16 protein-coding genes are annotated in these 15,745 nt (G+C 31.4%); 15 read left to right on the forward strand and 1 reads right to left on the reverse strand.

The window, feature by feature from the left end; genetic code table 11:
• The first annotated feature begins 75 nt into the window (after positions 1-75).
• The 14 genes from RT714_RS09930 (at position 76) to RT714_RS09995 (ending at position 13,748) form a co-directional block, all read left to right on the forward strand.
• Positions 76-756, forward strand: coding sequence for an ABC transporter ATP-binding protein (locus RT714_RS09930; RefSeq protein ID WP_313757417.1), 681 nt, complete (start codon positions 76-78; stop codon positions 754-756).
• On the forward strand, positions 749-3,262 hold the full coding sequence (locus RT714_RS09935) for an FtsX-like permease family protein (RefSeq protein ID WP_313757418.1): 2,514 nt from the start codon (positions 749-751) through the stop codon (positions 3,260-3,262). Before RT714_RS09930 ends, RT714_RS09935 begins: the two co-directional genes overlap by 8 nt.
• Before the next feature lie 162 nt (positions 3,263-3,424).
• Positions 3,425-4,276: a class II fructose-1,6-bisphosphate aldolase gene (locus tag RT714_RS09940; RefSeq protein ID WP_313757419.1), complete on the forward strand. Its 852-nt coding sequence runs from the start codon at positions 3,425-3,427 to the stop codon at positions 4,274-4,276.
• Between the two features lie 179 nt (positions 4,277-4,455).
• Entirely contained in the window at positions 4,456-5,103 is a 648-nt protein-coding gene (gene fsa / locus RT714_RS09945; protein ID WP_313757420.1) for a fructose-6-phosphate aldolase, read from the forward strand.
• Positions 5,104-5,114: 11 nt separating this feature from the next.
• Positions 5,115-6,083, forward strand: a complete 969-nt coding sequence (gene glpX, locus RT714_RS09950) for a class II fructose-bisphosphatase (protein ID WP_313757421.1) — start codon at positions 5,115-5,117, stop codon at positions 6,081-6,083.
• Between the two features lie 144 nt (positions 6,084-6,227).
• Entirely contained in the window at positions 6,228-7,586 is a 1,359-nt protein-coding gene (gene rho / locus RT714_RS09955; RefSeq protein WP_313757422.1) for a transcription termination factor Rho, read from the forward strand.
• Between the two features lie 95 nt (positions 7,587-7,681).
• Positions 7,682-7,882, forward strand: a complete 201-nt coding sequence (gene rpmE / locus RT714_RS09960) for a 50S ribosomal protein L31 (RefSeq protein ID WP_313757423.1) — start codon at positions 7,682-7,684, stop codon at positions 7,880-7,882.
• A gap of 358 nt (positions 7,883-8,240) precedes the next feature.
• A complete protein-coding gene (locus RT714_RS09965) occupies positions 8,241-9,188 on the forward strand; it encodes a DUF1385 domain-containing protein (protein ID WP_313757424.1) in 948 nt (315 codons plus the stop codon).
• The gene (gene prmC, locus RT714_RS09970; RefSeq protein ID WP_313757425.1) at positions 9,182-10,018 is read left to right on the forward strand and encodes a peptide chain release factor N(5)-glutamine methyltransferase; all 837 of its coding nucleotides are present in this window, start codon (positions 9,182-9,184) and stop codon (positions 10,016-10,018) included. The genes RT714_RS09965 and prmC overlap by 7 nt, the downstream gene beginning before the upstream one ends.
• A gap of 17 nt (positions 10,019-10,035) precedes the next feature.
• A complete protein-coding gene (locus tag RT714_RS09975) occupies positions 10,036-10,578 on the forward strand; it encodes a chromate transporter (RefSeq protein ID WP_313757426.1) in 543 nt (180 codons plus the stop codon).
• On the forward strand, positions 10,575-11,093 hold the full coding sequence (locus RT714_RS09980) for a chromate transporter (protein WP_313757427.1): 519 nt from the start codon (positions 10,575-10,577) through the stop codon (positions 11,091-11,093). The genes RT714_RS09975 and RT714_RS09980 overlap by 4 nt, the downstream gene beginning before the upstream one ends.
• Before the next feature lie 132 nt (positions 11,094-11,225).
• Entirely contained in the window at positions 11,226-12,290 is a 1,065-nt protein-coding gene (gene prfA, locus RT714_RS09985; RefSeq protein WP_313757428.1) for a peptide chain release factor 1, read from the forward strand.
• A gap of 509 nt (positions 12,291-12,799) precedes the next feature.
• Positions 12,800-13,228 (forward strand): hypothetical protein, encoded by a 429-nt coding sequence (locus tag RT714_RS09990; RefSeq protein WP_313757429.1) that lies wholly within the window; start codon positions 12,800-12,802, stop codon positions 13,226-13,228.
• Between the two features lie 34 nt (positions 13,229-13,262).
• Positions 13,263-13,748 carry a hypothetical protein gene (locus tag RT714_RS09995; RefSeq protein ID WP_072975719.1) on the forward strand — a complete coding sequence of 162 codons (486 nt, stop codon included), beginning with the start codon at positions 13,263-13,265 and terminating at the stop codon, positions 13,746-13,748.
• 95 nt (positions 13,749-13,843) lie between these two features.
• Here the strand turns inward: RT714_RS09995 and RT714_RS10000 are convergent, their stop codons facing one another.
• Complete coding sequence (locus RT714_RS10000) at positions 13,844-14,554, reverse strand: ZIP family metal transporter (protein WP_313757430.1); 711 nt, start codon at positions 14,552-14,554, stop codon at positions 13,844-13,846.
• A 137-nt stretch (positions 14,555-14,691) separates the two neighbouring features.
• On the opposite strand from RT714_RS10000, the gene RT714_RS10005 reads away from it, so the two are divergent.
• Positions 14,692-15,741 (forward strand): L-threonylcarbamoyladenylate synthase, encoded by a 1,050-nt coding sequence (locus tag RT714_RS10005; RefSeq protein WP_313757431.1) that lies wholly within the window; start codon positions 14,692-14,694, stop codon positions 15,739-15,741.
• Positions 15,742-15,745: the final 4 nt, after the last annotated feature.

Below are 15,745 nucleotides of genomic sequence, written 5' to 3' on the forward strand. Positions count from 1 at the left end.
TTAGGGTCAAATCTATACGAACATAGTGAGTAAATAGATTTGAGTTGCGAAACTGAGGGAAATGAGGTGATTTATATGAAGATTTTGGAGACTATGGACCTGAAAAAATATTATGGTAATGATAAGAATTTTGTAAAGGCACTAGATGGAGTTAGTGTAGAGGTGGAACGAGGAGAGTTTGTAGCTATTGTAGGAACTTCTGGATCAGGAAAATCTACTTTGTTGCATATGTTAGGGGGATTAGATAGACCGACATCTGGAGAAGTTATAGTTGATGATAAAGATATATTTAAACTAAAGGATGATGAACTTACTATATTTCGCAGGAGAAAAATTGGGTTTATTTTTCAATCATATAACTTGATACCAGTCCTAAATGTATATGAAAATATTACACTCCCAATTTCCTTAGATGGGAATGAAATAGATAAAGAATATATAGAGGAAATATTTAAGACTTTGGGAATTGAAGATAAAAAATATAATATGCCAAATCAACTTTCTGGTGGGCAGCAGCAAAGAGTTGCTATTGGCCGGGCATTGGCTACTAAACCATCAATTATATTAGCCGATGAGCCAACAGGTAATTTAGATAGTAAAACTAGCTTAGATGTAATGGGACTTATTAAGATTTCAAGCAAAAGATTTAATCAAACAGTTATTATGATTACTCACAATGAAGAAATTGCTCAGATGGCAGACCGTATTATTAGAATTGAGGATGGAAGAATTCTTGGTGGTGAGATTTATGAATAAGGTTAATAATAAAAAAGTTATCAATAAAATTGCCATTGCTAGTTTGAAGAATAATCACAGGAGAAATATTATTGCATTTATTGCAATCGCACTGACTACTTTGTTATTTACAAGTCTTTTCACCATTGGATTCGGTATGAAAAACTCTATAGAAATGGAAAACATGAGGATGGTAGGATCTACATTTCATGGTGAGTTTAAGAGAATAAATAAAGAAGATATAGATAAGTTACAGACTCACCCATTGATTAAAGAAACAGGAATAAGGCAAATGATAGGGTTTGTAGTAAATGAGGAATTTATCAAGGAACATGTGGAAATTTCCTATGGAGATGATAATTATATTAAAAAGGGGTTTTGTTATCCAACTACAGGAAGGTTACCTATAGAAAGAAATGAGATTATCACCGATACGAAAGTTTTAGATCTACTTCATATACCTCACAAAGTAGGGGAAAAGATTAAATTAAAATATAATATTGAGAAAGATGGAGAAGTTCTAGAAACTATAGAAGATGAATTTATATTATCAGGATTTTATGATGTAGATGAAGTAATGATGGCAAGAATGATATTTACATCAAAGGAATACGCAGGCTCTCTTAAATTACCACAAAATATTTATTCTTTAGATGTAATGTTTTCTAATTCGAGGAATATAGAAAGAAAATTGTTACAGGTTCAAATGGAAAGCGGATATAATTTTGATGAAGATGGGCCAGCTATTGATATTGGAGTTAATTGGGGGTATATATCAGGAAAATTGGAAGATGCTGACTCTGTTACTTTAGGTAGCGCAGTAGTGATTTTATTAATTATCATTTTTACAGGATATCTAATTATATATAATATATTTCAAATTTCTGTAGTTTCAGATATTAAATTCTACGGGCTACTAAAAACTGTGGGTACTACTAGAAAACAGATTATGAAGATTATAAGGAAACAGGCTTTGTTTATATCTGTGATAGGAATTCCTATAGGTTTGATTTTAGGATATTTTACAGGGAATATGATTCTTCCGAGAATTGCATCTACTACATCAATTGGAGATCAAGTGGTGAAAAGTCCTACACCTTGGATTTTTTTGTTTTCCATAGCATTTTCGTTAATTACAGTTTTTATATCTTGTAGAAGGCCAGGTAAGATTGCAGGAAAAGTTTCACCGGTTGAAGCTGTAAAGGTTACAGATATTCATAAGGTGAATTATAGACATATAAGAAAAACAGAAAAAAAGGTCGATATTAGTAAAATGGCAGTTTCTAACTTATTTAGAAATAAGACTAGAACTATTATTGTCCTTCTATCCATGTCTTTAAGTTTAGTACTCCTCAATTCTGTATATACAATGACAAATAGTTTTGATATGAATAAATATTTAAGTAAATTTATTAACTCTGACTTTGTACTAGGGTCAGCAAAATATTTTAAGTCTGATTTTAGATTGAAAGAAGATAATTTATCTGAAAATATAATAAATATAATAAAAGACAGGAATGGCTTTATAAATGGAGGCAGAATTTATTATACTCCAGAAGAATTCATAGAACTTTTTGAAGAAAAAGATTTAGATTTTGTGGATAAAACTCCCATTCAACTTTTTGGATTAGATGAATATTTGATGGAAAAACAAAAATTAGTCAAGGGTAAAATTGATATGGAAAAATTAAGCACTGGAGATTATGTTATTTATGGCGGATATACCAATGATAATGGAACTCCTGTCTGGGATAGAATTAAGTATGATATAGGGGATAAGATTAAATTAACTACAGAAAATGGAGTTAGAGAATTTGAAGTTATGGCTATTATATCCTATGATTATACTAATTCCTCTAGATACTTTCTTGAAAGTTATGTTACAGCAATTAATGGGAAAATAGTTACAGATTCAAAAAAAGGTCAGCTATTATATTTACCTTCTAATATTTATAAAGAAATAGTAGATAGTCCCTTTACTATGGTATATCAATTTGATGTGAATACTGAAAATATCACTGATTATGAAAGTTTTCTAGAGGATTATACTAATAATGTTGACTATACTTTAGATTATGACTCCAGAAACAAACAAAAGGGAGAGTTTGACAATTTTAAAAATATGTTTTTATTAGTCGGAGGTTCTTTAAGTTTTATTGTGGGGTTAGTTGGAATTGTTAATTTTATTAACTCCATAATAACAAGTATTATAACAAGAAAAAGAGAATTTGCATTGCTTGAAAGTATAGGAATGACAAAAAAGCAATTAAATTTTATGCTGATAAGAGAAGGTATATATTATTCTTTAGGGACTATGATTATATCTGTAATACTCTCCATAGTTATATCTATTACTGTAATAAAGAAATTAATTAGCAAATCTTTCTTTGCTACTTATAACTTTACTTTAAATCCACTTCTCGTAGCTTTACCTATGATAGTTATCTTGGGCATTGTTTTACCTTATATTATAAAAAAAGCTATGGTAAAGGAAAGCATAGTGGAAAGGATTAGAAAAGAGGATTAAGCGGTTATAAAACAAATATAGCATACAAACTTAAATAAGTATCATATTTGACATTATACATCAAAAATGATACTTATTATAATGTTTTTATCTAAATTTATTACTGTAATAGTTTTGAAATCTGGTATAATAGTATATAATAAGAAAAATGGAGGGAATTAAATGTTAGTAACAGGAAGAGAATTATTATTAGATGCTCAAAAAAATGGATATGCTGTTGGTGCTTTTAATGTGAATAATATGGAGATAGTACAGGCAATTATTGAAGCTGCAGAGGAAACTAATTCTCCTGTTATTCTTCAAGCTAGTCAAGGTGGAATTAAATATGCTGGAATAGAATATATTGCAGGCTTGGGAAAAATAGCTGCTAGAAATGCTAAGGTACCAGTAGCATTACATTTAGACCATGGTACTGATTTTGACCAGGTGATGCTATGTATTAGACATGGATTTACTTCTGTTATGATTGATGGGTCTAGATTCCCATTAGATGAAAATATTGCATACACTAAAAAGGTAATAGAAGTGGCTAAAGCTGTAGGTGTTTCTGTTGAAGCTGAGTTAGGGAAAATTGGTGGTACGGAAGACCACATAACTGTAGATGAGAGAGATGCTACGTTTACCGATCCAGATGAAGCTTTAAGATTTGTAAATGAAACGGATGTGGATTTTTTAGCAATAGCTGTTGGTACTGCTCATGGAGTATATAAAGGAGAGCCAAAGCTTGATTTTGATAGAATAAAAGTTATTAGGGATAAAGTTGGTATTCCTTTAGTATTGCATGGTTCCTCAGGAGTTCCTGAAGAGGCTTTAAAGAAAGCAATTCCATTAGGAATTTGCAAAATAAATATAGATACAGATCTTAGAATTGCCTTTGCTAATGGTGTAAAAGATTTCCTTAAATCTAATCCAGATAATATTGATCCAAGAAAGATATTAACTCCTGCAAAAAATCAAATGAAGGAAAAAATCAAAGAAAAAATGCATATATTTGGTTCAGTTAATAGAGCTTAGGCTTTATTAACTGACAATTGGCAATGTACAATTGACAATTAAAGGATTAAAAGATTATGAAATAAAAGATAAAAAGCTATGATTTTAATGTGTTTAATTATTTTTAGAACTTATTTTTTGTGAGGTTTTCATCGTCAATTCTCAATTCTCAATTGTCAATTGAATAGAGGGGGAATATTATGAAGCTTTTTATAGATACTGCAAATATAGATGAAATAAAAGAAATTAATGAATGGGGAGTTATCTGCGGAGTCACTACTAATCCTAGTTTGATAGCTAAAGAAGGTAGGGATTTTAAGGAAGTTGTCAAGGAGATTGCTAATATCGTAGATGGACCTATTAGTGCAGAGGTTATTTCTTTAGATAAGGAAGGAATGTTAAAGGAAGCTAGAGAATTAGCAAAAATTCATCCCAATATTATTATTAAGATTCCTATGACTAAGGAAGGATTAAAGGCTGTAAAAGTTTTAGTTAATGAGGGAATAAAAACCAATGTAACTCTGATTTTCTCAGCTAATCAAGCTTTGCTTGCTGCTCGTGCAGGAGCTACATATGTTAGCCCTTTTGTTGGTAGACTTGATGATATTGGAAATGAAGGAATTTATATTATTGAAGATATAGTTCAAGTATTTAATATGCATAATATAAATACTGAAATAATTGCAGCAAGCATTAGACATCCTATTCATGTATTAGATGCTGCAAAGGCTGGAGCTCATATTTCAACTATACCTTATAAGGTTTTTATGCAAATGTTAAGTCATCCTTTAACTGACAGTGGTATAGATAAATTTTTAAAGGATTGGGATAGTCTACAAAATAAATAGGGAGTGTTAGAATGGATAGAAATTTGGCTTTAAATTTAGCAAGGGTGACAGAAGCTGCTGCATTAGCTAGTGCAAAGTTATTAGGCAGAGGAGATAAAAATGCGGCAGATCAAGCTGCTGTTGATGCTATGAGGCGTATGTTTGATACTGTAAATATAGATGGAGTTGTGGTTATCGGTGAAGGAGAAATAGATGAAGCTCCTATGCTATATATTGGAGAGCAAATAGGCATTGCAGGCGAGGATAGTTTGAAGGTTGATATAGCAGTAGACCCTCTTGATGGAACAAGCTCTATAGCATATGGTCGTCCAGATGCAGTTTCTGTAGTTGCTATAGCTCCTAGGGGTTGCATGCTTCATGCTCCAGATACCTATATGAATAAAATAGCTGTAGGACCAAAGGCAGCAGGAGTTATAGATATTAATGCTCCAATAGAAGATAATATAGCTAGAGTTGCTAAAGCTTTAGATAAAGATGTATCTGAGGTCACAATAACTATGCTTGATAGACCAAGACATAGTGATTTAGTGGCAAGTATAAGAAAAGCCGGTGCAAGGATTAGAATGATTACTGATGGAGATGTTATTGCAGCAATAAATACCTGTTTTGAAAATACAGGTGTAGATATGATGGTAGGTATAGGAGGAGCTCCTGAAGGGGTTCTTACTGCAGCTGCTTTAAAATGTATGGGTGGTGAATTCCAAGGTATTTTGCATCCGGTGACAGAAGAACAAAAAAGAAGATGTATAGAGATGGGAGCTGACTTAAATAAGGTCTATAAAACAGATGATCTTGTAAAGGGAGATGAAGTTGTTTTTGCAGCAACGGGTGTATCTCATGGAGAGTTACTTCAAGGGGTTAAGTATTTAGAAAATAATGTTGCTTCAACTCATACCTTAGTTTTAAGGGCAGAAACAGGGACGATTAGATTTATAGAAGCCACTCACAAATTAGATAAAAAACCAGAATACGCAAAATAAAATTAGTGAATAATGAAAAAACAGTGAATAGTGAATAGTGAAAGGTTTATGTCATTTTGAAGAAAATGGGAATCTATGTTTTAAGGTTTTAACTATTAGTTATTCACTATTACCTATTCACTAAAATGAAAGGAGTGTTTATATTTGACGGAACATGATCTGTCGGATAAAAAGATAGGTGATTTAAGGGAAATAGCAAAGTCTCAAGGTATAGCTAGTCCCTATAAGTATAAAAAGGATGAGTTAATAGATATAATACTTCAAAGTTATGCTTCTGAAGAGAAGGAAAAAGGATTATCTGATGAAAATGAAATAAAAATAGATATTAAAGATATTGAAACAGAGGATTTACCTGAGAAGGTTACGGAAGAACTAGAGAATATGGATATAATAAATGGTGCCGAAGGAATCCTCGAACTACACACAGATGGTTATGGTTTTTTAAGATCTGATAATTATTTATCTGGTGACGAGGATATATATATTTCTCCATCTCAAATTAGACGATTTAGATTGAGAACGGGAGATAAAATCTTTGGTGTGACTCGTGATCCAAATCCTGGAGAAAGATACAAAGCTCTTCTTTATATCAAATCAGTTAATGGAATGCATCCGGAAACCTGCACAAAAAGACCTAATTTCGATAGTTTAACCCCTATATATCCAACTAAAAGATTAGAACTTGAAACTAATTCCTCTGAGTTAGCTACTAGGATGATAGATTTAATTGCACCTATAGGAAAAGGACAAAGGGGTATGATAGTTTCTCCACCAAAGGCTGGAAAGACATCACTTCTTAAAATGGTAGCCAATGCAATAGAAAAAAATCATCCAGAAGTAGAAGTTATTGTATTATTAATAGATGAAAGACCTGAAGAAGTAACAGATATGAAAAGGTCTGTAAAGGGAGATGTAGTTTACTCAACTTTTGATGAGCTTCCTCAGCATCATACAAAGGTTGCAGAGATTGTATTGGAAAGGGCAAAGAGGTTGGTAGAACATGGAAAAGATGTAGTAGTTCTATTAGACAGTATTACAAGACTTGCTAGAGCATATAATCTAACTATACCAGCCACTGGAAGAACTCTTTCTGGAGGATTGGACCCTGGTGCTTTACATAAACCTAAAAGATTTTTTGGAGCTGCAAGAAATTTGGAAGAAGGTGGCTCATTGACCATACTTGCTACAGCTTTAGTTGAAACTGGCAGTCGTATGGATGATGTTATATTTGAAGAGTTTAAAGGTACAGGAAATATGGAAATCCATTTAGATAGAAAATTATCTGAAAAGAGAATTTTCCCAGCTATTGATATAAATAAATCAGGTACTAGGAGAGAGGAATTAATTTTATCTCAAAAAGAGCTTGAAACTATTTGGGCAATAAGAAAAGCAATGGGAAATGCACCTACACAGGATGTAATTGAAAATTTAATAGAAAACCTAGTAAGAACTAAAGATAATGATAAATTTATAGATGAGATGAGAAATAAAATTTGGTTTTAGTTGAAAAGAAAAATTTTATATGCTATAATTTAATGGTTGAATTATGAAAAAATGTTTTTTTGCTATATACTAGCAGTTGAAGAGAGGTGAAAGGAATGAAGGCGGATATTCATCCAAATTATAAAGATGTTACTGTAACTTGTGCCTGTGGAAATACTTTTACAACAGGTTCCGTTAAAGATGAATTAAGAGTTGAAATTTGTTCAGAATGTCATCCATTCTTTACAGGTCGTCAAAAATTTGTTGAACGTGGTGGACGTGTTGAAAAATTCAAGAAGAAATACAATATGGACTAATTTCTTCGGAAAACTAGGTTAGATGCTTGAGCAACTAACCTTTATTTTTTATGACCTAATACAACGAACGGCAAATTCATGCGAGTGATAACGAGCAAATGAATTTGTGCAGTGAGACTGCGTGGCTGTCCTACTATCAAAATTATAGTAAGGAAGGATGGTAGGTCAAACGCAATTAGCACCAAATCTATACGAGTGTAGTGAGCCCTAAAGGACTATCGAATTATACCCTGCGGGGCAAATTGAGGAAGTAAATAGATTTGTGTTGCGAAACTGCGGGAAATGACCTAACACAGCGAACAGAGGTAGAGGTGAATTTTGATGCTTAGAAAAGGCTAAAAATTGGGGGTGAAATGATATGAAAATAAAAAATCTAGACAGAACACCAAAGCATATTACAAGTATTGGGGGACAGGCATTAATTGAAGGAGTTATGATGCGTGGACCAAAGGATATAGCTATTGCTGTTAGAAAGCCTGATAAAGAAATTGAAATAAAAAAAGAGAAATTAAATACTTTAGGGATGAAGTATAAAATATTTCGACTACCATTTCTTAGGGGAGTAGTAGGGCTTATAGAAGCTTTAATGTTTGGAACTAGGGCACTTATGTATTCAGCAGAATTTTTTGAAGAGGAAGAAGATTCCACTAAAGAAAGTTTTACGGAAAAGCTGTTTAAGGATAAGGCTGAGGAAGCTGAAATGATATTTGCTGTTATTAGTTCTGTTGTACTTGCTATAGGAATGTTTATGATATTACCAACTATTTTAACTAATTTTTTTAAAGAAAAAATTAGTAGTTCTATAGGACTAAATCTTGTGGAGGGTTTAATTAGAATAATAATATTTTTAATATATATAATAGGGGTATCAAAATTTGAAGATATAAAAAGGGTGTTTGAGTATCATGGAGCAGAGCATAAGACTATACATTGTTATGAAAATGAAGAAGAACTTACAGTTGAAAATGTAAAGAAATATCCTATTCTTCATCCAAGATGCGGAACAAGTTTTTTATTTATGGTAATGATTATTAGTATATTGGTTTTATCATTTTTTGGCTGGCCAAATCCATTACAAAGATTTATTATAAGAATTTTGATGTTTCCTGTAATTGCAGGTATTTCTTATGAAATCAATAAACTTATTGGAAAGAGCAATTCTAGATTATCTTATTTTTTATCTTATCCAGGATTGATGATTCAAAAGTTAGCCACAGTAAAAGAACCTGATGGTGAGCAAATTCAAGTGGCTATAGAATCTTTAAAGGCAGTTTTAACAGATAATAAGGATGAGGATAAATGGTAGGGATAAATGATTTGTTGAGGAAGTCTAGAGCCCCTATTTTAGATTCTATTCTGATATTGTGCAAACTATTAGATGTAGATAAATCCTATATATATACTTACGGTGAGCGAGAGATCTCAAAAGAAATAGAATCTAAGTTTCTGCAGTTAGTAGAAAAAAGGACTGAGGGATATCCTATACAATATATATTAGGAGAAAGAGAGTTTATGGGATTGGACTTTTATTTGGAAGAAGGAGTTCTAATCCCTAGACCTGATACTGAAATTTTAGTAGAGTATATTATAGATTATATAAATAAAATATATAAGAATAAAAGAATTAAGGTACTAGATTTGGGAATTGGGAGTGGAGCTATTTCTTTAAGTATTGCTAATTACTGCAAAGATGTCCTTGTATATGGAGTAGATATTTCAGATACTGCTATTAAGGTAGCGAATATTAATAAGAATAGATTTAGACTATCCAATGTTAATTTTTATAAGGGAGATTTATTTAAAGCAATAGAATTACTTGATTTAGAAAAAGAATTTCAAATTATAGTATCTAATCCACCTTATATTGCTTCTAAGGAAATCGAAACTCTTGATATTACCGTAAAGGATTTTGAGCCAAGGGGTGCTTTAGATGGAGGAGTTGATGGATTGGACTTTTATAGAAAAATTACACCTGAAAGCAGAAGGTATTTAAAAGATAATGGACTTCTAATATATGAGATTGGGTATAATCAAGGAGAGGAAGTTCGAGATATTTTACTTGATGAAGGCTTTAGAGATGTATCTATTCTAAAGGATTTACAAGGCCATACTAGGGTAGTTTTAGGCATTAAATAATAAAGGAGTATGATTTAATGGGAAAACTATTGAAATTATTTTGGGCGTTTTTTAAAATAGGAGCATTTACCATTGGTGGAGGGTACGCCATGCTTCCTTTAATTCAGAGAGAAGTAGTAGATGAGAATAATTGGCTGACAACGGAAGAATTTATAGATATATTGGCTATAGCTGAAGTAACACCAGGACCTGTAGCTGTTAATACAAGTACCTATGTTGGATATAAGGTGGCAGGCATTAAAGGAGCCATGTTTTGTACATTAGGAACTATTCTTCCCTCATTTACAATTATACTTTTGGTTGTAAAGTTTTTTTGGGGTTTTAGGCAAAATCCTATAATCGAAAAAGTGTTTTTAGGCATAAGACCAGCAGTGGCTGCTTTAATATTCTCCGCAGTATATAAATTAGGGAAAAATATGAAATTTAATATTTTCATAATATCAGGAGCTTTTCTTACTGTTTTGGCAATAATGCTATTTAATATTAGTCCAATAATTATAATCCTTATTGCTGCTATTGGCTCAATTATATATTTTAAAAATAAGGAGAAAAAAATATGACTATATTAAAACTTTTCATATCATTTCTTAAAATTGGAGCCTTTAGTTTTGGTGGTGGATATGCTATGCTGCCATTGATACAAAAAGAGATAATAGAAGTTCATAATTGGCTGACATTAAATGAATTTATAGATATATTAGCAGTAGTAGAAATGACACCAGGACCAGTTGCCATAAATTCGGCAACCTTTTTAGGTTATAAGGTTGGGGGAATATTAGGTTCTGTTGTAGCAACAATTGGAGTAGTCCTACCATCTATTGTCGTAATACTTATTATAGCTCATTTCTTATCAAAGTTTAAAAATTCCCCCTATGTAGAGTGGGCATTTAAGGGTATAAGACCAGTGGTTCTTGGGCTTATTATCTCCGCTAGTCTAACAGTATCTAAAAATGCCATTATAGACATAAAGACTTTTATATTAGGTGCAGTACTTTTTTATTTAACTTCATTTAAAAAAATGCACCCCATAATCACTATTATAATAGCAGGAATTGTAGGGGTGATTATTTATTAATTTAAAATTAACAAAATAAGATTAAAATTAATCAAATATATTTTTATCAATGGATAATTAAAGGAAATTAATATTAATAGGTTTTTGATTGTCAGTTGTCCATTGTCAATTGAATAAAGGGAGTGATAGAATATGTTAGATAAATTAGCTAGTATTGAAGAAAGATATAATGAATTAGGCCAAAAAGTAATGGACATGGAAGTGATAAATGATAGAGAATTATTCCAAAAATTAATGAAAGAACATTCCGATATAGAGCCTATTGTATTTAAATATAGGGAGTTTGTAAAAACTAGGGATGGTCTTGAAGAAGCCAAAGAGATGCTTAGAGATAAATTAGATGATGAAATGAAAGAACTTGTTAAAGAAGAAATAAAAGATTTGGAGACTTCGTTAGAAGCTATAGAAGAAGAGCTTAGATTATTACTTATACCTAAAGACCCTAATGATCATAAAAATGTTATTGTAGAAATAAGAGGTGGAGCTGGAGGAGATGAAGCTGCTTTATTCTCAGGAGTATTATTTAGAATGTACTCAAGATATGCAGAGAGAAATAGATGGAAAGTAGAAGTAATGAGTACAAACGAAATAGGTATTGGTGGATTTAAAGAAGTAATATTTATGATAAAGGGGAAAGGCGCTTATAGCAGATTAAAATATGAATCTGGGGTACATAGGGTTCAAAGAGTACCTGAAACTGAAGCGAGTGGTAGAATTCATACATCTACTTCTACAGTTGCCGTATTACCAGAAGCAGAAGATGTAGATATAGATATTCAAGAAAAAGATTTAAAAATAGATATCTATAGATCTTCCGGAGCAGGTGGACAGCACGTAAACACTACTGACTCTGCTGTTAGAATTACTCATATACCAACAGGGGTAGTAGTTGCTTGTCAAGATGAAAGAAGTCAAATCAAAAATAGAGAAAAGGCAATGAGAATATTAAAAACTAGAATATATGATAAAATGCTAACTGATCAGGCGGCAGAAATAGCTGAAGAAAGAAAAGGTCAAGTAGGTACAGGAGATAGATCAGAAAGAATTAGAACCTATAACTTCCCACAAGGTAGAGTTACAGACCATAGAATTAATTTAACACTATATAAATTAGATGCCTTTGTAGATGGGGATCTAGACGAAATGATAGATGCATTAATTACATCTGATCAAGCAGAAAGGCTAGGATCAGAATAAAAAAATAGTTTTAAATAAGTGAAAAAATGGTGTTTAGCACCATTTTTGTCATTTTTGCGGGTTGAAGTTGCTCTGCTACTACAACCTGCAATATTATTGTTTTCTCCTTAGACATAAGCCCTCAATTTTCTTAATTCTGTAACGGTCTAGCATCCCTTTGTGTTTATGTTTATAAAACATCTCTTGTTTTTAAATTTTGATAAGTTTCGGATATTAATATATCAAAATACCAAATTTATCTGAATAATCATATTTGTCTGAATAATCATGTTGACAATAAGTACAATATTTGATTTAATAGATATATGAATAATTTATTGAATAAACCAATTAAAAATATTGAGTTTTTTAATTAAAAGTTAATTGCTTATGCAAGGATTTAATTTGCTTGATTTAATTATTGTACTTAAATACTAGTTGACATAGAATTAGTTTTAATAAGGGGGTGATTAAATGAATAAGCATAGTTTAGCTAGAAACTTAATAAGTCATATTTTTTACCACTATTATTGATATTTGCAATTACATTTACTTCAAATGCAGCTAGTCTTGAGAGAAACAATGTATCAGATATAGATTCATCAGAAGACTTTGTAATCGTTCCAGCAGAACCTGAAATTTGTAATGGATATGATTACCATTTGATGTATTCACGTGGCTGGGGGTTTGTGTATAGAGGAAAGTTTGGTCAAGATGCAGTATTTGCATTTGATGGCAGCTGTTGGCAATGTAAGAGGTGTACTGAAGTATTAATAACTGAATATGATCCTTTAGAAGTGAATTATGTAGGTTATTATGCTCTATGGCATGCAGGATATACTATACCTGCTGCTGGTACGTATCTTTATACAAATGATATTAAGTTTACATCAGGGTCACCTGTACCAGATTGTAGATTGAGGTATGAGGCATATGGGAGAGAGATGGAGTTACCTTAAAGTTTAATCGATGTTTATCTGGAGGTAAAATGACATGAAAATTTGTAAGCCCCACCTACTATTATTATTAATTATCGTTTCTATAGCTCTACTTTTAGTTTTCTATATATACAATAAAACACCCAATCCAAAAACAACTATAAAAAACTTTTTTGATATGAAATCTGCTCTTTATGAAAATTACGATAATATAGTGTCAGGCTTATTCTTACAAGAAGATGTGGATATATTCCTTGGAAATTTCAAACCTTTATTGTCTGAAAAAGTTTACGATGGTTTAATAGCTTCACGCTATTTAATTAATTCTAATTTAGTAAGTGGCAAATTTGATAAATCTAAGATAAATATAAAGAGATGGGAAAAAATATCTAAAGATAAAACAAATGTAAAATACTTGATTGAATATACGGAAAAGCTGTATTCAAATGAAACTATCATAGAAGAATATACCGATGTTTCTGAATTTAAGCTTGAATATATTGACGGAAAATGGATAATAACGAGTATTTATATTTACTAAAAGAAATAGAGGCAAATGGTAAAAAATGATATGCTCCCATGTTAGACAGATTAAAAAATAAAAATCTGATACTAAGAGGGGAGTATTTTTGTTATTTATTTAAAATATAAGATAATACCCAATATAAAACCAATAACAGTACCGATACTAGAAATCCTTCCTTTGTGAAGGGTTTTTGCTGTTGGAATTAGTTCATCACAGACTATATATAGCATGATACCTCCAGCACTGGCTAAACAAATGGAGATTATAGTATTAGATATAGTACCTAAATATGCCCCGATATATGCTCCTATTCCAGTGGGTATTCCAACTAGAATACTAAATAAAATTATTTTCCAAGGTCTAACCTTATTCATGCTCAGGGGTAATGAAATGGATATCCCCTCAGGAATATTATGTAGTAACATTGCCATGGTAAGTACAAATCCAAAATCAGATAGACCAACTAATGTGGAGCCTAATGCCATCCCTTCTGGAATACTATGTATAGCTACGCTTAGACCTAATATAATACCTGTTCTTGCATTGATAAAACAAGATAACCTTTCTAATAAGATTTCTAATAAAGTAATAATGAAAATGCCAACAGTAACACCAAATACTACATTAAAAACTCCTCCTATATAAAATGCTTCGGGAAATAAGTGAAAACTTACTATAAACATTATAAATCCACCAGTTAATCCCAATAAAAAGCTTAACATTTTATCTGTTTTTCTAATACATATTCCAATTATGCCACCTAGACTAATACCTACAACCCCTACTAAAAGACCAATAAGTCCTATAATCCATTCATTCATTTTATCTCCTCCTATTTATAAATATGAAAAGGTTTCATCAATTATTAATTTTTAATTGATAATTGTTCTTTGTTAATTGTTAATTGTCAGGTAATAATATATAATGAAATAAAGCAATAGGAGATGAGAGGGAAATAATGGAAACAAAGATAATAAAGATTGATGAAAACAATGTAGATGAAGACTTAATTATTGAGGCAGTAAATATAATTAAAAATAGTGGAACTGTTGCGTTTCCAACGGAAACAGTATATGGATTAGGTGCTAATGGATTCGATGAAATTGCAATAAAAAAGATATTTACTGCAAAGGGTAGACCACAGGATAATCCATTAATTCTTCATGTTCATTCCATGAGACAAGTGGAAGAATTAGTAGAGGAGATTCCAGATATAGGGAAATTATGCATGGAAAAATTTTGGCCTGGACCATTGACTATTCTTTTACCAAAATCTAATAAGGTACCAGATATGATTACAGCAGGACTTAATACTGTAGCTATTAGAATGCCAGAGCATAAAATAGCATTAGAATTAATTAGAAAATCAAATGTACCAATAGCCGCACCATCGGCTAATACATCAGGAAGACCTAGTCCTACATCAGCAAGGCATGTAATAGAGGACTTAATGGGTAAAGTAGACTTGATAATAGATGGTGGGGATACAGGAATAGGATTGGAATCAACGGTACTAGATTTATCAGGGAATTTACCTATGATTCTTCGACCGGGAGGAGTTACTAAAGAGGAATTACAAAAAATAATTCCTAATGTAAGCATAGATCTTGCTATAATAAAGGAAAATGAGAATATAATTCCAAAGTCCCCAGGACAGAAATATAGACATTATGCACCGAAATCAGATATGATGGTTTTTAGTGGTGATATTGAAAATATTGTAGAGAATATTATTAAAAATACCAAGAAATATATTGATAATGATAAAAAAGTAGGAATTATTTGTACAGATGAAACAAAAGAATTCTATAAAGAAGGGTTAATAATATCTATAGGCAGCAGACAAAATAAAGAAACTATTGCTCATAATCTATTCAATACCCTTAGGCTATTTGATAAAGAAAATGTAGATATTATCTTGGCTGAAGGAGTTGAGATATCTGATTTAGGAATAGCAATAATGAATAGAATGATGAAGGCTGCTGGTGGAAAGGTTATTAATGTGTAGAAGG

This window comes from Tissierella sp., assembly GCF_032104385.1.
Lineage (GTDB): Bacteria > Bacillota > Clostridia > Tissierellales > Tissierellaceae > Tissierella.